Annotated in this window: 17 protein-coding genes; 3 read left to right on the forward strand and 14 right to left on the reverse strand. The window is 43.6% G+C overall.

Annotated features, from left to right (window positions below; genetic code table 11):
- Nucleotides 1-8 precede the first annotated feature (8 nt).
- Nucleotides 9-839: a Cof-type HAD-IIB family hydrolase gene (locus AC0J5Y_RS10750; RefSeq protein ID WP_475130673.1), complete on the forward strand. Its 831-nt coding sequence runs from the start codon at nt 9-11 to the stop codon at nt 837-839.
- Between the two features lie 93 nt (nt 840-932).
- Here AC0J5Y_RS10750 and AC0J5Y_RS10755 read toward each other — a convergent pair whose 3' ends face one another.
- Together AC0J5Y_RS10755 and AC0J5Y_RS10760 are read right to left on the reverse strand one after the other, a co-directional pair.
- Nucleotides 933-1,196 carry a hypothetical protein gene (locus tag AC0J5Y_RS10755; RefSeq protein ID WP_475130674.1) on the reverse strand — a complete coding sequence of 88 codons (264 nt, stop codon included), beginning with the start codon at nt 1,194-1,196 and terminating at the stop codon, nt 933-935.
- 56 nt (nt 1,197-1,252) lie between these two features.
- The gene (locus AC0J5Y_RS10760; RefSeq protein WP_475130675.1) at nt 1,253-2,044 is read right to left on the reverse strand and encodes a 3-oxoacyl-ACP reductase; all 792 of its coding nucleotides are present in this window, start codon (nt 2,042-2,044) and stop codon (nt 1,253-1,255) included.
- Nucleotides 2,045-2,314: 270 nt separating this feature from the next.
- Here AC0J5Y_RS10760 and AC0J5Y_RS10765 point away from each other — a divergent pair, with 270 nt between their 5' ends.
- Nucleotides 2,315-3,439, forward strand: a complete 1,125-nt coding sequence (locus AC0J5Y_RS10765) for an ABC transporter substrate-binding protein (RefSeq protein WP_475130676.1) — start codon at nt 2,315-2,317, stop codon at nt 3,437-3,439.
- A gap of 90 nt (nt 3,440-3,529) precedes the next feature.
- On the opposite strand, the gene AC0J5Y_RS10770 is transcribed toward AC0J5Y_RS10765, so the two are convergent.
- From AC0J5Y_RS10770 to pilM, 11 genes are all read right to left on the reverse strand, one after another.
- Nucleotides 3,530-4,750 carry an FUSC family protein gene (locus tag AC0J5Y_RS10770; protein ID WP_475130677.1) on the reverse strand — a complete coding sequence of 407 codons (1,221 nt, stop codon included), beginning with the start codon at nt 4,748-4,750 and terminating at the stop codon, nt 3,530-3,532.
- A gap of 155 nt (nt 4,751-4,905) precedes the next feature.
- On the reverse strand, nt 4,906-6,327 hold the full coding sequence (locus tag AC0J5Y_RS10775; protein WP_475130678.1) for a glutamate synthase subunit beta: 1,422 nt from the start codon (nt 6,325-6,327) through the stop codon (nt 4,906-4,908).
- Nucleotides 6,328-6,519: 192 nt separating this feature from the next.
- Nucleotides 6,520-10,983, reverse strand: a complete 4,464-nt coding sequence (gene gltB, locus AC0J5Y_RS10780) for a glutamate synthase large subunit (protein ID WP_475130679.1) — start codon at nt 10,981-10,983, stop codon at nt 6,520-6,522.
- Between the two features lie 801 nt (nt 10,984-11,784).
- Nucleotides 11,785-12,858, reverse strand: coding sequence for a hypothetical protein (locus AC0J5Y_RS10785; protein ID WP_475130680.1), 1,074 nt, complete (start codon nt 12,856-12,858; stop codon nt 11,785-11,787).
- 180 nt (nt 12,859-13,038) lie between these two features.
- Nucleotides 13,039-14,148 (reverse strand): 3-dehydroquinate synthase, encoded by a 1,110-nt coding sequence (gene aroB / locus AC0J5Y_RS10790; protein ID WP_475130681.1) that lies wholly within the window; start codon nt 14,146-14,148, stop codon nt 13,039-13,041.
- 81 nt (nt 14,149-14,229) lie between these two features.
- Entirely contained in the window at nt 14,230-14,790 is a 561-nt protein-coding gene (gene aroK, locus AC0J5Y_RS10795) for a shikimate kinase AroK (RefSeq protein WP_475130682.1), read from the reverse strand.
- 164 nt (nt 14,791-14,954) lie between these two features.
- The gene (locus AC0J5Y_RS10800) at nt 14,955-17,333 is read right to left on the reverse strand and encodes a type IV pilus secretin PilQ (protein ID WP_475130683.1); all 2,379 of its coding nucleotides are present in this window, start codon (nt 17,331-17,333) and stop codon (nt 14,955-14,957) included.
- 27 nt (nt 17,334-17,360) lie between these two features.
- Entirely contained in the window at nt 17,361-17,900 is a 540-nt protein-coding gene (locus AC0J5Y_RS10805) for a pilus assembly protein PilP (RefSeq protein WP_475130684.1), read from the reverse strand.
- The gene (locus AC0J5Y_RS10810) at nt 17,900-18,631 is read right to left on the reverse strand and encodes a type IV pilus inner membrane component PilO (RefSeq protein ID WP_475130685.1); all 732 of its coding nucleotides are present in this window, start codon (nt 18,629-18,631) and stop codon (nt 17,900-17,902) included. Before AC0J5Y_RS10810 ends, AC0J5Y_RS10805 begins: the two co-directional genes overlap by 1 nt.
- Entirely contained in the window at nt 18,628-19,293 is a 666-nt protein-coding gene (locus AC0J5Y_RS10815; RefSeq protein WP_475130686.1) for a PilN domain-containing protein, read from the reverse strand. Before AC0J5Y_RS10815 ends, AC0J5Y_RS10810 begins: the two co-directional genes overlap by 4 nt.
- The gene (gene pilM / locus AC0J5Y_RS10820; RefSeq protein ID WP_475130687.1) at nt 19,293-20,348 is read right to left on the reverse strand and encodes a type IV pilus assembly protein PilM; all 1,056 of its coding nucleotides are present in this window, start codon (nt 20,346-20,348) and stop codon (nt 19,293-19,295) included. Before pilM ends, AC0J5Y_RS10815 begins: the two co-directional genes overlap by 1 nt.
- Before the next feature lie 195 nt (nt 20,349-20,543).
- Between pilM and AC0J5Y_RS10825 the strand changes: the two genes are divergently transcribed.
- Nucleotides 20,544-23,237, forward strand: coding sequence for a penicillin-binding protein 1A (locus AC0J5Y_RS10825; protein ID WP_475130688.1), 2,694 nt, complete (start codon nt 20,544-20,546; stop codon nt 23,235-23,237).
- A gap of 191 nt (nt 23,238-23,428) precedes the next feature.
- Here AC0J5Y_RS10825 and AC0J5Y_RS10830 read toward each other — a convergent pair whose 3' ends face one another.
- Entirely contained in the window at nt 23,429-23,953 is a 525-nt protein-coding gene (locus AC0J5Y_RS10830) for a DUF6586 family protein (protein ID WP_475130689.1), read from the reverse strand.
- Between the last annotated feature and the right edge of the window lie 2 nt (nt 23,954-23,955).

Consider the following 23,955-nt stretch of genomic DNA (forward strand, 5'->3'; position numbering starts at 1 on the left):
GGATTATCATGTTTATTAAAGATAAGGTTTCCAAAGAAAGTATAAAAGCCAAGACCTCGATACCTAAAATCATCTTCTTTGACATCGATGATACCTTGAGCCGCAACGGCATCATTGCTGAACACAATCAAGCAACGCTTGAAGCGCTTGCCCAAACTGACATTAAACTGGTGATTTCAACTGGACGTTCCAAAGCGATATTGCCTGCTGATATATTAGCTTTGCTTGAGGCTGATGTATTGGATGCCATTATCTGTATGAATGGACAATATAGCTTTAATAAAGATGGCGTTATTAGTCATTATCCATTAACTGATACGCAGATTAACAAGATTGTAATGCTATGCCAAAAAAGTGAACTCATTCACAAGTTTGATTCGGCAACGCATATTGCATGGTCACATGAAAACGCGCGCTTGCGTGAATACAATGCGATAACGCCTAATTCTATCCTTGACCCAGATTATCATAAGGCAAATACCGTTTATCAATGTTCTGTATTCTTTAACCATCAAGAAGAAAAAATGCAGGATGTCGATTTTGCCCAAGATGACTTAAAACTGGTACATTGGCATCATATTGGCGCAGATATATTACCAATCGAGGCATCTAAAGCACGCGGTATTATCGATTTGTGCCTGCATTACGATATTGATGCAAAGGATTGTATGGCGTTTGGTGATGGGCTAAATGATTTAGAGATGTTTGATTTGGTCGGCTATGCAGTGGCAATGGGCGATGCAAAACCTGAACTGATCGCGCGTGCAGATTTTGTCACTGGGACAATTGAAGAATATGGAATACAAGCGGTACTCGATCATTTTCATATAGCATCGTGACAGTGTGGGCTTAAATAGGTTATTAGTTTAGTCAAGCAGATGGATGGTCTGCAAATAGGCAGGTTGAATCATTCATCTGATCTATCACTACATTTAACTGCGTTTAAATACCAACCCATAAACCCAAATGCCTAGTTTATAAAGTGCGCCAGCGATCAAAACAAAGATCAATGCGGCGATTAAATAAACCAAAAAAGTGGGTAAATTGGTCAACCAGCCAATAGTGAATGCCACGCCAAGATAAGCTTCCAATGGCCAGCTTAACAAGGGTGTATTCATACCATCATTGAAAAACGCAATAATGACGCACAGTCCTATAACAGCAATCATAATGCCAGCGATTTTACGGTTCGTCATCTCGTCTCTCTTGTACAATTAAATCAATTTAGTAACCAAAAAAAATAGTTCTACTGTTAAGGCATCGTTAAACCACCATCAACGGCGATAGATTGACCAGTAATAGCTGAGCTCAAATCAGATGCCATCAATAGTACTGAATTGGCGAAATCGGCAACTGAGGTCGCTTGGCGTAGTGGCGTTGTCGTGGCGATATAATCAAACACTTCTTCAGTGGTTAATTTACTCGCGTCAGTCGTTTTTAATAGTCCACCTGCTAGTAAGTTCACACGAATACCATATTGCCCAAGCTCCGCTGCTAGATTACGTGTCAGACCAATCAATGCAGATTTTGCAGTGGTATAGTCATAATAAGTAACCACCGGATTGTAAACCAAGTTGGTTGAGATATTGATGATCTTACCCATCTGCTGAGTTTTCATTTGCGGTAATACTGCTTGTACTGTATTGACGGCACCTTGGACAATGCCGTCAATTTGCTGAGAAAAATGTGCCCATTTTACAGTCTCGATACTGGTGTAATCAGCACTCGGGTTAAACTGATAGCTCGGCAAAGCATTGTTAACCAAGATATCAATACGCCCGAAACGTTCTATGACTGCCGCTGCCATTGCTTGCATTTGTGCTAAATCAGTTACATCCCCTTGGTAAGCAAAAGCACGCCCGCCTGCTGCTTCGATATCAGCAACCACTTTTTCAGCCGCCTCTTTACTATGCAAATAATTCACGCAAACGCTTGCGCCTGCTGCGGCCATCTGCATGGCAATTTGAGCGCCAAGACCACGACTGGCGCCTGTAACGATAGCAACTTTACCCGTAAGAAGTGCCGGAATAACGGTTTGAGCCATGATGTTGTATCCTTTATTATTATGTTATGGTTATGGTTAGAGTATGACTATACTTAAAAAGCTTTGGCTAAAGACCAGGTCTTGCTTATCATAGCATGATTGATTGCTATCATTTCATGAGCAGTATTCCTAGCATTGGCTAGTGCTGAACTCAGTTAAATCACTGCCTTATAAATTTCGACTTACCATGATCATAACCGTATAATGAATGAATTTCATGACGGTTCATGCGCCGCTTTTCACCTTTTGCCCTAATTTAGGAGAGACATTTTGTCCCATTTATCCTCATCCAATTGGTCTATTCGCGCCTCTATTAAAATACTGCCTAAAGCATTGCTCTGTGCCGCCATCGGGCTCTCTATCAGCAGCTGTAGCAAATCTGATAACGCGCCTGCCGATGGGGCTGCGACCAGCGATGTCACGTTGAACCTTTACAATTGGTCAGAGTATATGCCACAAGAGATTCTTGATGGCTTTACTGAAGAGACCGGTATCAAAGTCAATTACACCACCTTTGACTCTAATGAAGCCATGTATGCCAAGCTAAAACTGCTTGATGACTCTAGCCAATATGACTTGGCGATTCCATCGACCTATTATGTCGAAAAAATGGCAAAAGAAGGTTTGCTACAAGAGCTTGATAAGTCTAAATTAAGTAATTTTAAAAACCTTGATACCTCATTTACCAATACCAAGGTTGACCCAGAAAACAAATACTCGATTCCTTATATGTGGGGCAGTACCGGACTTGCTATCAATGGCGAGATCGTCGATCCAGCTACGGTCAATAGCTGGAATGACTTATGGCGTCCTGAGTATAAAGGTCAAGTGATGCTGATGAATGATATGCGCGAAGTGTTTGGCATGGCGCTATTGACCCTAGGCTATTCAGGTAATAGTAAAAATCCTGACGAGATCAAAGCTGCTTATGAGAAGCTGACGACCTTGATGCCAAATGTCAAAACCTTTAATTCAGATGCCTCACGTATGCCATATATGGAAGGTGAAACCAGCGTCGGTATGACATGGAATGGGGAAGCTATCATCGCCAATAGTGAAGGTCTCAGCAGTCTAGTGTATAAATACCCAACTGAAGGTGCGATATTATGGATGGACAACTTTGTCATTCCAAAAAATGCCAAGCAAGTCGATGCAGCCCACAAGTTCATAGACTATCTACTACGTCCTGAGAACTCCAAAATTGTCAGTGAAGAGATAGGTTATGCGTCGCCTAATATCGCCGCACGTGAAATGATGCCAGATGAGGTTAAAAACGATCCAACCATATATCCTAGTAAAGAAGTGCTAGCAAAGGCTGAATTCCAAGAAGATGTTGGTGATGAAGCATTGCAAGTATATCAGCAGTATTGGGATAAGCTAAAAACCGGTCGTTAATCATTGTTTATTAATAGCTGATTGTTGATAACCGTTTTTAGTAATTATGATGGTAAAAAACGCTGACTCTATAAAGTCAGCGTTTTTTATTTATAAATGTAAGTCGGTTTCGCCGCCATGCTCCTCTATACGTCGTTGTTCACGACGCTGGTAGCGCAGGCCAGAAGCCGCAAACCACTGCGGCTTAGTCTCTTGCAATAAGTTACTGAGCTGTTGTAATTGCACTTGTAGAGTTTGTGTCAACCAAAAGTAGCCCTGCCATTCAAAGCCTAAATTTTCTACGCTTGGATATTCTGATAAGGTAATACGCGTAATGGGACGAAACACCTCATCACTTGGGCTACGCAACACTGCTGCCATATTTTGCATCACTTGGGTTAATTCGTGCTGATAATGTCTGAGCAGGATATGATTATCCTCATCGATCTCGATACTGGCTAAGCGCGGTGCTGCCGTTAGCAGCAGATCAATCGTGCCAATAATATTTCGGTGGGTACGTTGAATACTCTCAATTGTCTCTTTATCGATACCAGACTCGCTCGTTGTTGCTGCCATATGTGGGCGTACCGCTAAGAGTCTTTTATTGATCTGCTGTAGCTCTGTCACTAAAGCTTTATCAACAGGTACTCCATCAACGGCAAAGACAGCTGGATTGACGTACTGAACAGTACCATCAATCAATCCTTCAGCAGTATCGATATGATTGCCTACCCTAGCATACAGATTACCACAAGCATCGAGGTTACTAGCCAGTAAAAATCGCCACATCAATGTGGACTTCAATGGCAAAATCAATGTTGCTGCAACGGCAAGGCCAGTACCAAGTAAAATATTGAGGGCACGGTAGATACCATCTTGGCCAATAGTGCTTTGACCCAAATCTGAGACAATCATCAACATGGTTATACCAGTCAATAACCCTGTGTAGCCAAGATTCCTAATCGCCAGATAGCCAATAATACCACTCATCAGTCCGATGATGGCATAATCTACCCACAACCATGTCCCTACACCTTGACTAAACCATACAATACCGAGCGCAGCACCAATACCTAATAAAGTACCAAGGACTCGCTCTTTAGCCTTAGTATAGATTGCACCTTGATACTGTAGCAATCCTAGAATAATAAAAACAGTAATAGTCGTCCATTCTCCATGTGGAAAATTGGTGACTTTATTGACTAATAAAGCGAGTATAACTGCCACGCCCAAACGTATGGCATGCAGCACATCAGCATGCTGATAGCGAGCGTATGGCTCTATCACAGGCGCGGTAAATCGTTGTAAAAAAGTCGGCTTCACACAGCACATCTCTTATCATTAATGAGAATTAGAATTAAAAAAAGCATAAAAATAACGCCTTTTACCTATTAAAAGATAAAAGACGTTAAGTGTCAAAACAAGCTCGCACATCGCCAGAAAAAAATATGATTAAGTGAGCATTTGGGTGTTAATCAGGCTAATGACTACACTTCTAAATAATCTAAAATACCTTCAGCTGCTTCACGACCTTCCCAGATAGCAGTAACAACCAAATCAGAGCCACGTACCATATCGCCACCGGCAAAGATCTTAGGATTATTGGTTTGGAACTTAAAGGTTTGTTTTTCCGCTGCCAATACTCGACCAGATTTGTCCATAGAAATCTGCTGCGCGTCAAACCAATCCGCAGGGCTTGGACGGAAACCAAATGCCATAATCACCGCATCACAGGGGATAATCTCCTCTGAGTTGGCAATTGGCTCAGGATACTGACGACCATTCTCATCTGGCGCACCCAATTGGGTCGTGATGACTTTAACTGCATTAACCTTGCCATTGAGACCGATGATTTCAGTTGGTTGACGGTTAAATAAAAACTCAACGCCCTCCTCCCGGGCATTGACCACTTCACGACGTGAGCCGGGCATATTTTCTTCATCACGGCGATAAGCGCAGACCACTTGATGTGCGCCTTGGCGGATACTGGTACGGTTACAATCCATTGCGGTATCGCCGCCGCCAAGCACCACCACCTTTTTACCTTTAAAGTCGATGTATTCTGCTGAGTCTTTTTCCCAGTCATTACAGCGATTGACGTTGGCAATCAAGTAATCTAGGGCATCATAAACACCTTCTAACTCTTCACCAGCAAAACCGCCGCGCATATAGGTATAAGTACCCATGCCCATAAATACCGCATCATACTCGCCGAGCAGCTCATCAATAGTGACATCTGTACCGATTTCTGTCTCAAGACGAAACTCCATGCCCATGCCTTCAAAGATGACACGTCGATTACGCATGACGTCTTTTTCCATTTTGAACTCTGGAATACCGAAAGTTAATAAACCACCAATCTCTGGGCGTTTATCAAAGATAACGGGTTTGACGCCATTTCTAACCAAGATATCTGCACAGCCAAGTCCTGCAGGTCCTGCTCCAATGATGGCAACCTTCTTGTCTGTCCAAATTACTTTGGACATATCAGGACGCCAACCGAGGGCAAAAGCGGTGTCATTGATATACTTCTCGACATTGCCAATCGTCACGGCACCAAAGCCGTCATTAAGTGTGCAAGAGCCTTCACATAAGCGGTCTTGCGGGCACACACGTCCGCAGACTTCAGGTAAAGTATTGGTTTGATGACACAATTCTGCCGCTTGGAAAATTTGACCTTCAGCGGCCAGTTTTAACCAATTAGGAATGTAATTATGTACGGGGCATTTCCACTCACAATATGGATTACCACATTCTAAACAGCGATGCGATTGCTGAGCGACTGATTCACTTTCAAACGGCTGATAAATTTCAACAAACTCCGTTGAACGAGTCGCAATGTCTTTTTTGATCGGCTCAACCCGTGGTACATCTAAAAACTGAAAACTATTTTCTAAGCGTTTTGCCATGGTATTGTCTCTTTTATATAGGGGTCTTTTATAGTGGCTAACGACCGTCCGTATCTGTAGCCTCACCGAGGCAAATTTACGGATACTGACGGTCATTTACCTGCTCAAAACATCTATAAATTTATCTTTAAAATAGCGTTGTGTACTTCTGACATCTATAGGTTCCACAACGCTATCAATAAGTTAGACCAATTATTGTGGATCAGCGGTCGTGGTTTTTAGCAAAGTTGCAACGTTTGCCGCTTTTGGCTTAACCAAGTAGAACTTACGTGCGTAATGTTCAAAATCCGCCAATATTGTCTGACCCCATGCGCTACCCGTCTTATCGACATGCTGCTCGATAACGTGCTGTAAGTAGATACGGTGGCTTTCCATCTGCTCGCTTGAGATACGATTTAAATCAATCAGCTCATGGTTGCAGCGATCAAAGAAATCCCCTTCCAAATCGAGTACGTAAGCAAAGCCGCCCGTCATCCCTGCACCAAAGTTAAGACCAGTGCGCCCCAGTATGGTAATGATGCCGCCAGTCATATACTCACAGCAATGATCGCCTGTACCTTCTATAACAGCATGAGCACCTGAGTTACGAACGCCAAAACGCTCCCCTGCCGTACCAGCAGCATATAGCTTGCCACCTGTTGCGCCATACAAGCAGGTATTACCTACAATGGCAGTATCTTGCGTCACAAAGCTTGAGTCTTTTGGTGGATAAATTACAATTTCACCGCCTGCCATGCCTTTACCAACATAATCATTGGCATCGCCTTCAAGCTCAATATGCAAGCCACCAGCATTCCAAACACCTAGGCTTTGTCCTGCTGTTCCGGTCAAATGCAGCTTAATGGGTTTGTCACTCATGCCAAGATTGCCCCATAACTCTGCAATCTCGCCTGAGATACGCGCGCCAATCGAGCGATCACAGTTGCCAATATGGTAACTATAATCTCCGCCATTGCCTTGACGAATATTAAGCAGCATATCGCTAATCATTTGCTCAGCAAGTAAGCCTTTATCAAATGGCTCATTACGCTCAACCTGACAAGTTTGTGCTTTACCGCTACTGGCAGGATGGCTAAATAGTAAAGGCGATAAATCAAGGTGCTGCTGCTTAGCCGTGTTACCTTCCAATATATCAAGTAAGTCCGTACGTCCCACCAACTCTTCCATCGTACGTACGCCCAGCTTGGCAAGCCATTCTCGAGTTTCGGTTGCGACAAACTTAAAGAAGTTAATCAGCATTTCAGCTTCACCGATGAAATGATCATCGCGCAGCTGGGCTTTTTGAGTGGCAACGCCCGTTGGGCAGTTGTTTAAATGGCAAATACGCAAGTATTTACAGCCGACCGCTATCATCGGCGTGGTACCAAAGCCAAAGCTTTCAGCACCAAGAATAGCGGCTTTGACCACATCAAGTCCTGTCTTTAGACCGCCATCGGTTTGAATACGAACCTTATGACGTAAGCCGTTCACTCGTAGTGATTGATGAGTTTCAGCAAGACCCAGCTCCCAAGGTGAGCCAGCATGATGGATGGAAGACAGTGGCGACGCTGCCGTACCACCGTCATAACCTGAGATGGTAATCAAATCGGCGTAGGCTTTTGCCACACCAGTTGCAATGGTACCAACGCCTGGACGCGAGACCAATTTAACTGACACCAACGCATCTGGATTGACTTGCTTAAGATCAAAAATAAGCTGCGCCAAATCTTCAATCGAGTAAATATCATGATGCGGCGGCGGTGAAATCAAGGTTACACCAGGCACAGAGTAGCGTAAGCGAGCAATTAAGGCATTGACCTTACCACCTGGTAGCTGACCACCTTCACCAGGTTTTGCGCCTTGAGCAACTTTGATTTGTAAGACTTCTGCTGAGCGCAAGTAAGCGGGCGTTACACCAAAACGACCAGAAGCAATTTGCTTGATTTTTGAGTTACGTAGCGTGCCGTATCGTACAGGGTCTTCACCGCCCTCACCTGAGTTTGAACGACCACCGATGGTATTCATAGCGATAGCGATAGCTTCATGCGCTTCTGGCGATAGTGCACCTAACGACATGCCTGCAGAGTCAAAACGTGACAAAATGGCTGAGATATCTTCAACCTCATCAACGTCAAGTGGGTTATCAGTTTTAAGCTGTAGTAAATCACGTAATGTAGCGACCGGACGGCTATTGACGATTTCTGCATATTGACGGTAATTGTCATAATTACCAGTTCGTACCGCCAGATGTAGGCTATTAATCACATCAGGATTAAAGGCATGATACTCTTTATTAAAGACAAATTTTAATAAGCCACCTTGATCAAGTGGTGCACGGCGCTTAAAAGCATTTGCCGCGAGCTGTGTTTGATCTGCTGCCAAATCAGCAAAGGTTGCGCCTTTAATACGACTTTGCACGCCTTTAAAGCACAGATTAACCACTTCTTCAGAAAGACCTACCGCTTCAAATAACTGTGCACCGCGATAGGATACAATGGTAGAGATACCCATTTTTGATAAAATCTTTAGCAAACCTTTATCTAAGCCTTTACGGAAATTTACCCGTGCCTGAATCGGATCGCCAAGCAGCTCGCCAGTCGCAACCAAATCATCAATCACGTCATAAGCTAGATAAGGATAAACACAGGTCGCACCAAATCCAATCAGTACCGCTACTTGATGTGAATCACGCGCTAGACCGGTTTCGATAATTAAATTGGCATCAGTACGAATACCTTGTGCAATCAGATAATGATGCACCGCCCCTGTGACCATTATGGCGTTGGCAGGGACTTTATCTGCTGCGATGTCTTTATCAGACAAGACAATCAAGGTATGACCAGCACGAATGCTACTGGCAACTTGCTCACAGATAGCGATAATGGCATCAGACAGCTTTAATGTACGCTCATAATTTAAATCGATACGTGCCAGCTTAAAGGCAGGATCATCCAAGGTTTCAAGTTGCTGCATTTTACTTGCTGATAACACCGGTGATGACAAGATAAGACGATGTGCGTCTCTTGCTGATGGTGCAAACACATTGGTTTCCGCACCAAGACAAGTCTGTAACGACATAACGATAGATTCACGTAACGGATCAATCGGTGGATTGGTCACCTGTGCAAACTGCTGACGGAAGAAATCACCGACATGGCGAATTTGCTGCGAGAGTACCGCCATTGGTGTATCGTCACCCATCGAACCGACTGGTTCTTGCGCGTTTTCGGCATTAGGACGGATGATTTCTGTGCGTTCTTCATTGGTGATGTGATACATTTTTTGCAATGCTTTTAGCGGCTCACCGCGACATGCTTGCGCTGCTAACTCTTCTTCTAAGCGCTCATCATCACGGATACGAGTTGCCTCGTCACGTAACCATTTACGATACGGATGCGCCTTTTTGAGCAAGGTCGCGATGGCTTTGGTATCCATTATTTGACCGGTTTGAGTATCAATGACTAGCATCTGACCGGGTCCAACACGGCCTTTAGAGAGCACGTCTTTTGGCTTATAATCCCAAACACCTACTTCTGAGGCCACTGTAATATAACCATTCTTGGTCGTCACCCAGCGCGATGGACGTAAACCGTTCCGATCAAGCATACAGACCGCATAGCGACCATCTTGAATCACAAGCCCTGCAGGACCGTCCCATGCTTCCATATGCTGTGAGTAAAACTCATAAAACGCTCGCAGATCCATATCCATGCTATCGACATTCTGCCAAGCAGGTGGTACCAGAATCGACATTGAATGAAACAAGCTCATACCCCCTGACATCAGAACTTCTAGCATATTGTCTAAGCTAGATGAGTCTGAGCCACTACTATTAACTAGGGGCGTTAACTCATTCAAATTGGGTAATTTATCTGATTTTAATTTTGGCGTACGCGCCTCAGACCAGCTGCGGTTGCCCGTGATGGTATTTAGCTCACCATTATGTGCCAAATAGCGGAAAGGCTGGGCTAGTGGCCAGCGTGGTAGCGTATTGGTTGAAAAACGTTGATGGAATACCACGATATGCGATGCTAAACGCGCATCTTGCAAATCTAAAAAGAAAGCAGGCAAGTCTGATGGCATCACCAAACCTTTATAAATAATAGTCTGACAGCTCAATGAGCAGACATAAAACAGCTCATCATCAACCAAGCGTTGCTCAGCTTTTTTACGCGCCACAAACAGCTTGCGATTAAAATCATCTGCCGCTAAAACATCCGGCGCATTGACAAATACTTGCTTAAAATCTGGTAGTGTCTGACGCCCAATTTCACCGACAATGCTTAAATCAAGTGGTACATCGCGCCAGCCGGCTACTTCTAAGCCTTGTGCGGTAATCTCTTCATTTAATACTTGTAGGCTATGCTGAGCCGTTGCCGTATCTGGATTGACGAATACCATACCAACCGCGAAGTTATTCGTTATATCAAACTGTTGCTCTGCTGCAATGTCTCTAAAAAAGGCAACGGGCGTCGCTAACAATAAACCACAACCATCGCCGGTTTTGCCATCAGCTGCCACGCCACCACGATGGGTCATACAACTTAGGCTGTGAATGGCTGTTTTTACCAAGTCATGACTGGCCTGACCCTCAATATGAGCAATCAAACCAAAACCGCAATTGTCAGAAAAGTCATCTGGCGAGGCCAAATGCGTATGGGAGGAAATCATTGACATAGCTGGTCCTTTTAAGTAAGCGGAAGCTTATGCAACCAATGTGATGCACAAACCGTTTTCCGCAAGCAGAACGGGCTGGATTATATTTACATATCCGGATTAATAAAGCGCGAGCAGAAAAATTATTGCCATTACGCTGGGTGTAATAAAAAAACTACCAAAGCACCCTATATGCTAGCAACATTTGAGCCATAAATTTGACGCGGACTGATAGAATAACTTGGTGAAAGCATTCAATGTCAATCGTTGCAAATCAAAATATTCAGCACTTCAACGTGACTACTTGTCGATCTTGTGTTGGCTATAAGTTTCAATATGAATTTTATAATCTTCAATGACCAAACGAGTAAATAGCTGAAAAAACGCAGTTTATTCATCAAATGTGAATATAAGACGCCTATATTCAAGCGCCTTAACAATCCTAATAAGGATGATAGTAAGAGAAGTTGCGCCACTTGCAATATGCTGATCGTAGCAATTAACTAGTAACCAGCTAACAAGTAGCAGCGCTTGAGATATGATGTTTTCTGTTAATCATTTATCCTAGATATAATAAAATTTTATTAAATTAGAAGCTAACAAATGACTATTTACGATAACTATACAGAACGTCACCCATCCTTATATTAGTGAATGATTGACAAAAAATCTAGTCTTTTCTGCCGATTCATTCGTCAGATTTTGTAAGTGTTTATATTATTATTGGTTATACAAGATATCATAACCCATAAATAAATAATTCATAAAAAAAAGCCCACTGTATTTTTTAGTGGGCTTTTTGACGTATGTGCTTACTTAAAATTAGTCTTTCTTTTCTTCGATGAGCTCTTTTATACTGTCATTTTTGGCTTTTGGCGCTCCTGCATTGTTAGAGCTATTATTGGCAGTATTATTCGGCGCCTTAGGCGTGGCAACCACTGTTGGTTTTTTCGCTGAATTAGTATCAGTACCAGACACAACAGGCTTTTTGCTTTCTTGCTCAGGCTTACGGTTATTATCAGTATTTTTAGGGGCTGAAGTAGTAGGAGATTGCTCTTCTATACCAAAAATACGCTCCTCATTAACTGTCAAGGTATCAGAGGTATCAACGGACTGACGAATGCTTTCAGTCGCACTACTATTGGTTGATTCTTGAGGAGTACGGCTGGTCGCATTGCTTGCGGCTTGCTCACTGTTATTTACCGTCGGTGTTTTTTGACGTAGCGGCACTTCACGCTTGGTGGGTTGCAGATTGACGGCACGGGTACGTTTTGTACTCAAATCTTTTACAGGATCAGGGCGCTCATAATTATCAATGATGCTGACGTAGCGATTGATCTCTTCAGGCAATACTCGCACATTGGTAGGCAGCTTAAAATCTATCAACTTAGCCGCGCCGACCGCTTCTTGTGGACTACCCATCAAGCCATAAGTCAGCATATAACGGACTTGCTCGTTTTCATCAAGGTAGCGGAAATATGTAAATTTACTACGGTCTTCACGTCCTTCTAGATAACTGACAATCACCTCATTTTCAGCAACATTCATGACCTGTACTGTCCACTTGCCTTTGTTGGCAAGCAGATAACGCTTATCTTTAAACTCATCAGGATAGGTGCGCAAATCACGAACCGTTTCATCAAAACTTATCGGTTGTACATCGGTATCAAGCTCATGCAGCGATTCAATTTTTAATGGCTGCTCAAGCTCTGCACTCAGTGTTTTCGGCGTTGCTATGGGCGCGTTTTCTATCTTAGCGCCCATCGCTGGCGTTTGACTAAACATCCATACCAAAGCGGTGGTCACACCCAACATCAGAGTCGCTATCAGCCAAATCAGCGCTTGACGGCGATAGGATTGACTCGGGGTGCGAGTCGTCGAGCGAGATGCGGCCATGGAGGTGTCCTTGGTAAAGATATGCTTAGGATAAGATCATAAAAATTATACAGATAAAATAAAACCAAGCGCTCTATACTCACGTCAAAATAAAAGAGAATCGCTTTTAGTGCCGTGCTATTTCTATATTGTAAACAATGAACTACTCATAGCCACTTATAATATATGTTCTTTTATAGCTTACGGTGCATGCGTGGCTAGCACATCGGTGAGCAGATGCGGGTCAAAATCATTGGTTAATACTGCTTTACCCAATGATTTTAACAAAATAAGGCGGATTTGTCCTTGTTTCACTTTTTTATCATGCCCCATTAAGTCCAAAGCTGTCTGAACTTCAATAGGTGGCGGCGTGATCGGTAAATTGGCTAATGACAATATACGCTTAACACGAGTAACCTCATCGCTCGTTAACCAGCCGATTTTTTGCGACAGCTCAGCCGCTTGTACCATACCCGCAGCAACTGCCTCACCATGTAGCCAATTACCGTAACCTTCATGAGTTTCAATCACATGACCAAATGTATGACCAAAATTTAATAAAGCGCGTACACCTGATTCTCTTTCATCTTGGGTGACAACATCAGCTTTGTACTGGCAGCAGCGCTTGACCGCTTCACCCAGTACCGCTAGATCTAAAGCCATCATCGCAGGCAAATTGTGCTCAAGCCAAGTCAAAAACTCAGCATCCATAATCAGCGCATATTTAATAACTTCAGCAAGCCCTGCTGACAGCTCACGCGCTGGCAAGGTTTTGAGCGTACTCATATCTGCCAATACCATTTGCGGCTGCCAGAATGCGCCAATCATGTTTTTGCCTTGCGGATGATTGATACCGGTTTTGCCGCCGACACTTGAATCCACTTGAGACAGCAAGGTGGTTGGTATCTGAATAAAATTGACGCCGCGCATAAAGCTTGCCGCTGCAAATCCCGTCATATCACCAATGACACCACCACCTAGCGCAATCAGAGTCACATCACGATTAAAATGCGCTGCCATCAGCACATCATAAATCTGATTGATACTCGACTGGTTCTTATATTGTTCACCATCTGGCAGCACGCACACCTGCACGGTAAATTGTGCTTCTAATGGCTGCTGTAAAGCCTGTAGATAAATCGGTGCAATGGTGTCATTGGTAACAATCAATACCTGCTGACCCGTAACATAAGAAGCAACTTGGCTAGCCATACTGCTATTTTCTGCTATTGCGTTTTCAGTAATGACGATTGGATAGTCATGACTTTGCGTATGTACTGTCAATTCAGCATGAAACAGTGGCGTGGCCATGAAAATCTCCTTAATTCTTACGAGTGAAAGTTAACTAAATAGGGATTCGATAATATTGGTCATACTAGTCATTTTTTGACATCAGTCTTTTTCAGGCTCTGAATCAACAGACGTAGAGATACAAAATGCGTTAAGCTGCTGTAATAATTGATTGACCATGTGCCGTGGATACGTATGTCCTGTTGGCATAATGATATGCGCTACTTCCCTGTACAATGGATCTCGCGCGCTATATAAACCTTGCAGTATTTTTCTGGGGTTTGGCTGCTGTAATAAAGGACGCGATTTGTCTTTCGCAGTACGAGCCATCTGTACATCGACAGGCGCATTGAGATAAATAACGATACCGCGCTGCTTTAAATACTCACGATTTTCAGCTGCCATTACAGCACCGCCGCCAGTCGCTAAAACAATTTGCGGTTGCTGTGTTAGCTCATCGATTGCACGCGTTTCCCGTTCGCGAAAACCTGCTTCACCTTCTTTGGCAAATATCCAAGCGATATCGGCACCGGTCTGCGATTCGATATACCAATCGCTGTCTACAAACGAGCGCCCGAGCTGCTTTGCTAGTAATCTGCCGATTGTGGTCTTCCCTGCTCCCATCGGCCCTACCAAAAATACCGACGGTAATTCCTCAACCATAGTGCTCACTCAGCTAAATTAGGTATGATACAACGTCATTGATATTCTGGCTAGTAATGAGCTGTGATTATTGTTAGTAAAATCCTTTCCAGCCTAAAAAGCAGCCATTAAAAAAGCAAGCGCTAAGGCTTGCTTTTTATGACTCAAAACCAACTAAAATCTGACTAATCTAAGCGACTAATACCATCATTGATCAGTTTCGGCGTGATAAATATCAGCAGCTCTTCTTTGGTATTGCTGCGCACATCTTTACGGAAGGCACGACCGATATAAGGCAAATCACCTAAGAACGGTACTTTATCAACGCCATTATTAGTACGGTTTTTAAAGACGCCGCCCAATACAATGGTTTGACCATCTTCAACGATGACGTTGGTAGAAATCGAGTCCTCAGCGATAGCAACCTGATTGTTAATAATGGTCGGTGTGCCATTGGTGATTAACAGCTGCAAACCAATCTTACCGTCTGGAGTAATATTTGGCGTGGCTTCCAAACTCAAAGCAGCTTCTTTAAAGCTAGTAGTAGTCGCACCACTTGCTGATGCTTCTTGATAAGGAATCTGCGTACCAGAAGATACTTTTGCTGTTTGCTTATCAGAGGTCAAAATCTTTGGCGTAGAAATCACTTCACCGCGGTTGTCTGCTTGCATGGCTGACAATTCGAGATCGAGCATAAAATCGGAAATACCTAGCAGACCAAAGGCAATACGACCTGCTGGATTATCAACGCCTAAATCAACGTTTAGATTGTCAGGACGAGTAATATCGTATTTAGGATAAGAGACGGTCTGACCATTAATAGTCGTGGTCTGCACATCAAAATCTTTTAAGTCCCATAAAGTTTGGTTACTGCCACCGACTAACAAGTTCCGGTTATTGGCAGCGCCGTTTGACAAGATACCCCAACGCACTCCAATCTCTTTGCTAAAGCTATCAGTTGCACTAACGATACGCGCTTCAATCATGACTTGACGGACTGGGATATCGATTTTACCAATCAGCTTATGTATATTTTCAATGCTGGCTGCCACATCTTTAACAATCAAAGTATTGGTACGCTCATCGACTGTTACCGTCCCACGATTAGAGAGCAAGCTATTGCTATCATTAGTATTAGCATTGGCGCTGCCAGTAGTGCTACCGCCAGAGGCGCCGCCACTACCTTGAGAGATCAGGGTTAGGACATCTGCCGCTTTTGCGTAGCTTAGACGGATATATTCAGTGCGTAATGGTGCGTAAGATTCAACCGCTTGCTGTGCTGCAAGCTCACGTGCTTCTTGTTCAGCAAGCTCAGTTGAAGGCGCAACCAAAATTACGTTGCCGTTTTCACGTTTGCCCAAATTTTTACTTTTAAGAATGATATCAAGTGCTTGATCCCAAGGTACGTTGATAAGGCGTAAGGTAATATTACCGGCGACCGAATCACTAGCAACGATATTCATCTCTGTAAACTGCGCTAAGATATCTAGGACACTACGGATCTCAACATCTTGAAACTCCATAGATAGCGCTGCACCGGTATAGACCTTTTCTTCAAGGGTCGGCTCGCGTAGTAGCTCAGGTCGTCTGATACCAATATTTAGCTGACTGCCTGATTGATAGGCTTGGTATTCAAAATCGTCTTTCATATTGATGGTAATAACACCATTTTGACCTTGGTTTTTAGTATCAATACTGTCTACCAAACCACCATTAACATTTAAGCGGCGTAGCAGATTTCTAGGTACGGTACTGCCTGTCAAACGCACAACCAGCTTATTACCTTGACGCTGAACGTCTACAGGAATCGCTTCATTGGCAAGTGAGATACTCACGTTACCACCGCCATCATTCCCTGCTGAAAAATTTACAGCGCTTAGCCCATCATAGCTATACTGCTTACTGACTTGTGCAGAGGCGAGTTGGGGGCTTAATAAAGGGTTGATACGTACGACCATGGTATCAGCAGGTACTTGGTTTTTTGTGATTGTGGTTCTAATAGGCGCAACAGCAACACTACTGGTTTCAACAATGGGGGTAACCACAGCCGTGGTAGTAATAGCCGAATTGCCATTTAGGACATCTTGTACAGGGTCGTTGGTAATGACTTTCGTGACCACCGGAGCAATCACTGGACGATTAGGGTCCGTAATCGTTAGCAATAATTCATTGCCATCAATCGCGGTGGTATAGTCGCCCGTCTTTTTTAGCCCAACGATAAGACGGGTGGTATTGTCACTATTTAAGGTGGTGACCTCATTGACCATACCGATATTATATTCTTTAAAGCGACTGGCAAGACCGTTTTGCACCTGTTCAAAATCCAGTACCAAACGGCTAGGGTTGTCGAGCTGATAAGCGGCTGGTAATACTGGCGCACCTGAAAACCCTAAACGCATTTGCGTTACGGCTGGCGCAGTCTGCACCACAGAGACATTGTTGATGCGCTGTTCGGCATGGGCACTGCTACTTACAGCTACCATACTCATTGCCAATGCAGAGATGGCAAAAGTAGAAGTTACGCGGTTGCTCATCGTCATTACCTTGTTATTGCGTACTGTCATTATTTATTCCTCAAAAAATCTGCCGACTTAGCTTATAGGGGACACCAGTGATTGGGGTTTTTCAACAAACCCAGCACGGCTGTCTGGCACAATTTCAATCAAGTTAATCTGAGTCGGCGTGATTTCAACAATACGACCGTCATTCAATCCAAGATAATTACCCACTCTAACACTAGCAACTGAGCCATCAGGACGCTGTACTAAAGCATACTGTTGACCGTCAGGCGAGATAACCACACCGCGAAAAATCAGTTGTGTCAGCTCGTACTCTTCTAGCGGTTCTTTGACTCGGGTTATATCAGGGCGTACCCCGTCAATAGAGGTTGTCGGACCTTGTACGTTCATTAAACTCGGCGGCAAAAATGGACTACGCTGCGCACTGGCACTATAGACAAAATCTTCTACCAACTCGGCCTGAGGAGGAGGCTCAATCGGCTGCGCAGGCTGATTACGGATATCAGCCATTGCCTGTTCTGCTAAACCGATACGATCTGTACAACCCGTTAGAGATAAAACAGTAGCGCTTAACAGCAATATCCTTAACTTAGGCAATTTCTGGCTAGTCATCAGTTGCCTCCTGCAACAGCATCGGTGGGTACAGCTTCAGCCGCCGCTGCATCACCTTCAGGGACCGCTTCTTTTGAACGATAGGTTTTGGTTTGCAATACCAAATTCAGCTCGGGTAAAACATCCAAGGTTGGCTGCGGATTACTGACTTCGAAGTCGTGCATGGTGATAATCCTTGGTAAAGCTGCCAAACCACTGATAAAGCTACCAAACTGATGGTAATCACCCAACGCTGCAATACGAATAGGCTGCTCAATAAAGAATTCATTTTCAATTTCAGGCTCAACAGAGATATCCTGAAAACGTATGTTACTGCCCACGCCCGTCATATTGATACCCTCCACCAATTCTGATACACGGGTATCTTTTGGTAGCTGGTCAAGCAAAGTATTAAACTCTGCTTCCATTTGAATCACTTGAGCTTGATAAGCTTGTAGATGGCGCGCACGCGATTCTTTTTCACGGTAGCTATCAAGCAAGGTTTGTTGTTGGCTTTCGGCTGCTGTAATTTCATCAATTTTACTGCTGATTGGCAATGCCCATGACAAAGCAGCAATCAAAGCAATAATAAAACCAATGACAGTGACTTTAACAGGAAGAGGCCAACTGCCATAGTTTTCAGAATCCAATGACTCAAAACTGCGGCGAAACTCATTTAAATCAAACTGTTTTCTTTGTCTTATCACCGTTTTTTTGAGTTTAATGCGATTTTTTTTACGGGTCAGTTTCATAACTCGCCTCCGGGTACCACAGCGCCATCAGCACCTTCTACAGGAACAGCCGTTTCAGACTGTACTTTGGTCGTGATCACAAACTGTACATAGCTGTCTTCAGGATAAATAGGACGCGGTTGTTCACCCGGCGTAGTGACCGTATTTTCTAAAACGGGCGCTGCTTGATAAGCGGTGATATTTTGCTGAATATTACTTACGGCTGAATCGCCCATCCACTTACTGCTATCAAGATTACGGATCAAGCTTGATACCACGTTTGGATTGTCAGCAAGACCTGTCAATGTTAATACATCCCCTTCACGTTTTAGATTATTCAAATAAAGCGCTGGCGGAATGGCTTTAGCAAGATCATCCCATAAACGTACAGGTACAGGACGTCGACCTTGCAGGTCTTGAATAACTTGCATACGTGAGATGATATCTTCACGGCGCTGCTCTAAACTGTCAATCTCAACCAACGCTTTATCCAAGCGAGCGTTTTCTTGTTCAATCAATGCATTGGCATCTAATTGTTCAGCAAGTTCATTATTAAAATAACTCCACGTCGCAAATGCTGCAAGCAGAGACAACAGTGTCACTGCCACCACCAAGGTGATGAACTCTTTATTGCGGCGGGCACGCTCTTCTTCTCGCCAGGGCAGTAGATTAATACGAGCCATTAGTCAAAGCTCCTTAACGCCAGACCGCAAGCGGCCATTAAGCTGGGTGCATCAATCACCAATTGCTCATGATCGATATGCGGCGCAATAGTCATATTAATAAATGGATTTGCAATACTCACAGGCACGCCCAATCGCTGCTGCGCCATACCAGCAAGACCTGCAATAGAGCTACTGCCACCAGCAAGGACCACATGATCGATACTACTATATTGACTTGAGGAGAAATAAAACTGTAAAGAGCGAGTGATTTGTTGGATGGTATTTTCTATAAATGGTGTTAAGACATCAGTATAATAATCATCAGGTAGAGCACGCTCGCGCTTACTAATAGAAGCTTCTTCAGCAGACAAACCATAGCGGTTTTGTATGGCTTCTGTCAGCTGACTGCCTCCAAATAACTGCTCACGACTGTAGATAAACTCACCATTTTTGGCGACATATAATGTTGTTTGATTGTGTCCGATATCAACCAGCGCCACCAAATCTGGCAAGTTTGGCAGACTATCTGCCATCAAGCCAAAAGCACGCTCAATGGCATGCGACTCAATATCCATTACCTTGGTTTGCAGACCACCAAAGGTTAAAGCATCAACTCTTTGGTCAACGTTTTCTGAACGAGAGGCGGCAAGCAGCACTTGCACCATGTCATCATTAATAAGAGAGGGACCCAATACTTCAAAGTCCAAATTGACGTCTTCTAGCGGATAAGGTATGTATTGGTCAGCATCTAAACGAATTTGAGCTTCACGCTCAACGTCACTTAGCACCATATCCATATCGATGATTTTAGTAATCACCGCTGACCCTGAGACTGCTGTGGCTGCACTACTACCCGCCGCTTGGCAACGCCTTGCCAAGCCTGCTATAGTATTGCCCACCACTTCCGTGTCTACAATGAGTTTGTCGATGACTACGCCTTCAGGTAATATTTCAGTACCATAAGATTTTAGGTGAAAAACGCCTTGTTGGCGCTGTATGTCAACCAACTTCACTGAGGTGGTACAAATATCCACGCCAATCAAATGTCGACTTTTAGAAGTAAATAGCTTCACAAACTCTATACCTTATATTAAGTGTACAATCTGATAGTTATTTGTAATAATTTAGCACAATACTTTACTTAACAGATAGATTCAAGCATTTAAATATCCTGTAGAGGCTAACTTACACATTTATTATTACTTGGCTATTTTGTTCAAGGTATAATGTTTTTTATCTGTTGCAAACCTTAATCGATAAGTCTGACTATGACCAAAAAAAATGCCACCGTTCGTCTCATTCACTTTTTGGTGGGGCTTTTTATTGCCTGTCTAGCGTTGGCGGTTGTATTAGCGCTTGCCGTCCCTATTGGCTTTTATGGTATGGCGATGTATTTATCGCCAACGTTGCCAAGCACGCAAGAGATTAAAACAGCAACTTTAGAGATGCCATTACAGATATATAGTAGTGATGATAAATTGATTGGGCAATATGGCAACCGTTTATCATTGCCTATTACCTTTGAGGAGATACCGGAAGACTTGACCCATGCTTTTTTGGCGGCAGAAGATTCTTCATTTTTTCAGCACAGTGGTATTAGTATTAAAGGATTAGGGCGCGCGGTCACCGAAGTGGTGACGGATGATGAAAGTCAAACAGGTGGCTCGACCATCACCATGCAGGTCGCCAAAAACTATTTTCTAAGCTCAGATCGCACGTTAAATCGCAAACTAACGGAATTGTTTTTAGCCCGTAAGATTGAAGACGAGCTGAGTAAAAACGATATTCTTACCCTTTATGTCAATAAAATTTACTTAGGTGAAGGCGCTTACGGCATTCGTGCGGCTGCCAAAAAATATTATAGTAAATCGTTAGAAAATCTCACCATTGCTGAGATGGCAATGCTTGCAGGTTTGCCGAAAGCGCCCTCTAAATACAATCCTGTTGCCAATCCAAGCCGTGCACTCACGCGCCGTAACTGGATTATTGGTCGAATGCATGAATTGGATTACATCGACAAAGCCCAATATGACGAAGCCATTAATGCGCCCATCGGTATTAAGCTTTATCAAGAAAAGCTGGATGTTAATATGCCGTATTTGGCAGAAATGACGCGCGCAGCTTTGGTTGATCGTTATGGTGAGCAAGTTATGCATGGCGGCTGGCGTGTACGCTTGACGGTTGATAGTCAAGCACAAATAGATGCAGAAAAGGCAATTTTATCTGGCTTGGTTGCTTACGAGCATCGCCATGGCTGGCGCGGCGCCGAAGCAAATGATGAACCGCTAAAGAATTTCAGTCGCTATAGCAATATGTCGCCTGCCAAAGTGACTAAAGTAAATACCAGTAGTTTTGAGGCAACCATGCTTTCAGGAGAAAGCGTGACCGTTAATTGGTCTGGTATGCGCTGGGCACGTAAATACATCTCTGCTGATCGCATTGGTTATTTTCCAAGTAATGCCAGCCAAATAGTGAGTAAGAACGATATTATTCGCCTGATACCGACTGCTAGTGGTGGCTGGCAGCTTGGTCAAATACCTGAGATACAAGGTAGTTTGGTTTCTCTGAATCCTGATACCGGTGGTGTTCGTGCCTTGGTCGGTGGCTTTGATTTTAACCATAGTAAATTTAACCGCGCTCTGCAGGGCTGGCGTCAACCGGGTTCCACCATTAAACCCCTTGTCTATACAGCAGCATTAGAAAAAGGCTATCGTCCAGATAGTGTAGTTTCGGATCGCCCGCTGCAAGTAGGTGACTGGAAACCAAAAAACTCTGATGGTCGATTCTTAGGTGATATCACGTTAAGCCGCGGACTTTATTTGTCACGTAACCTAGTATCTATTCGCTTGCTGCAAGCAATTGGTATCTCTGACGCTCGCAACTTATTAGATGAATTTGGTCTTGATAAAGAGAAGCTGCCAACTACTTTGTCTTTAGCATTGGGTACAGGTCAAGCAACCCCATTACAAATGGCAACCGCTTACGCCACCTTTGCCAATGGCGGGCATCGCATTCAACCTTATTTTATTGAACAAATTTATAACTATGATAATAAGCTTTTGTTTCAAGCCAATCCCCAGCAAGCTTGCGCCCTATGTTTTAATGAGCAGCTCGACGATGTCAATAAAAAACTAACTGAAGAATATGATGCAAAAATAGAGGATAGTAAAAAAGTAGCTGAAGACGATAAAACAGGCGACGCTAAAGAATCGCCGGCAAGTAAAAATACAGAAACTGATATAGAGGCTGACAAGAGCAACAGCCCTACTACAGATAGTAACAAGATTGATTTGAGTATTTACGATGCCAGTCCAGAATCAGATCGCCTAAAAGCACCTGTTGTACAGTACGTACGCGCTGAACAAGCTCCGCGTATTTTAAAGCCTAAAGTCGCTTATGAGATGGCAGATATCTTACGTGATGTAATACAGCGTGGTACAGCGTTTAAAGCAAGATCTTTGGGACGTGATGATATTGGCGGCAAGACAGGAACCACCAATGAAGCGAAAGATGCTTGGTTTGCAGGCTTCCATCCTACCAATGCAACCGTTGTCTGGATGGGATTTGACCAACCATCAACCATGGGTCGTCGCGAATATGGTGGTGTGGCAGCCCTACCCGTTTGGATGGATTTTATGAAAGCCCAACTTAACGACACGCCTAGCCAATGGGTCTCTATCAATAACCGTGCCAAGTCCAAGAAAAAACAGCAAAACATTATAGAGATGATGGATGAAGGGGTCACTGAACTTGATGGCGAAAATACTGATACAGGCAAATCGGAAAAACCGGTCAAGACATCTATTCAAAAGCGCCAGCCACCTGCGCCAAAACCTGTTGAAACGCCGGCAGTTACGACCGCTGTTAAACCTGCTAATAATGGTATTACCAATAGCCCAGCGCAGAAACCAAAACCGTTAGTAGTCGAGCCTGTAGAACGTATGCCAACGATGCCTGAGTAATAGACTGCTTAGAGCGTCTGCTTTTTATATTGATACATTTAAAAAGGCTGGTTCAGTAAACACTGAGCCAGCCTTTTTTATAAGGCACATTTCAATTGGATTTAATTTTGTGCTCTACTCAGTTTAAAAATAGCAGCTAATCATTAAGCACTCATAACGAAGCTTTGAAAATATAATCTAAGCCATAGGAACTAAAATTCCACCATACCAGCACGTAGCTGCTCAATCAGCTCCAAAAACTGTTGGCGCCATTCACGTATGGTTACATCATCTGGCAACCATTGATTGGACAGTGTTACTACATTGACAATCAAATCAGACACTTTTTTTTTGTCATCAGCCGCTTTATTGACTGAATGCTCAGATATCACGGCATATAGACAACGCTGATAGGCATGTTCTATATCAGCTAGAAATCCTTGCTGCTGTAACTGCTTTAGACGCTGCACTTCAGGTGATACTTGCGTACGCTCGATCAGTGCTTCTTCGATATCTAGCAACGTCGGCGTCGTCAGTGTTATGTTATAAAAGTGACCAAGCTCTTGTAAAAAAGCTAAAAACGTACCGTATAGATGAAAAATAGCGGTCTCACAATGTGCTTGATATAACTGCTTGTCAGTCGTTTCTGCAGCAGCTTGACAGGCAAGGCGGCAAAAATATAGCTTTTGATTGGTACGGTCAGCTTGATATTTGGCAACGCGAGTTTTATCTGCCATGC

It is taken from the genome of Psychrobacter sp. TS_SC_6 (assembly GCF_056156305.1).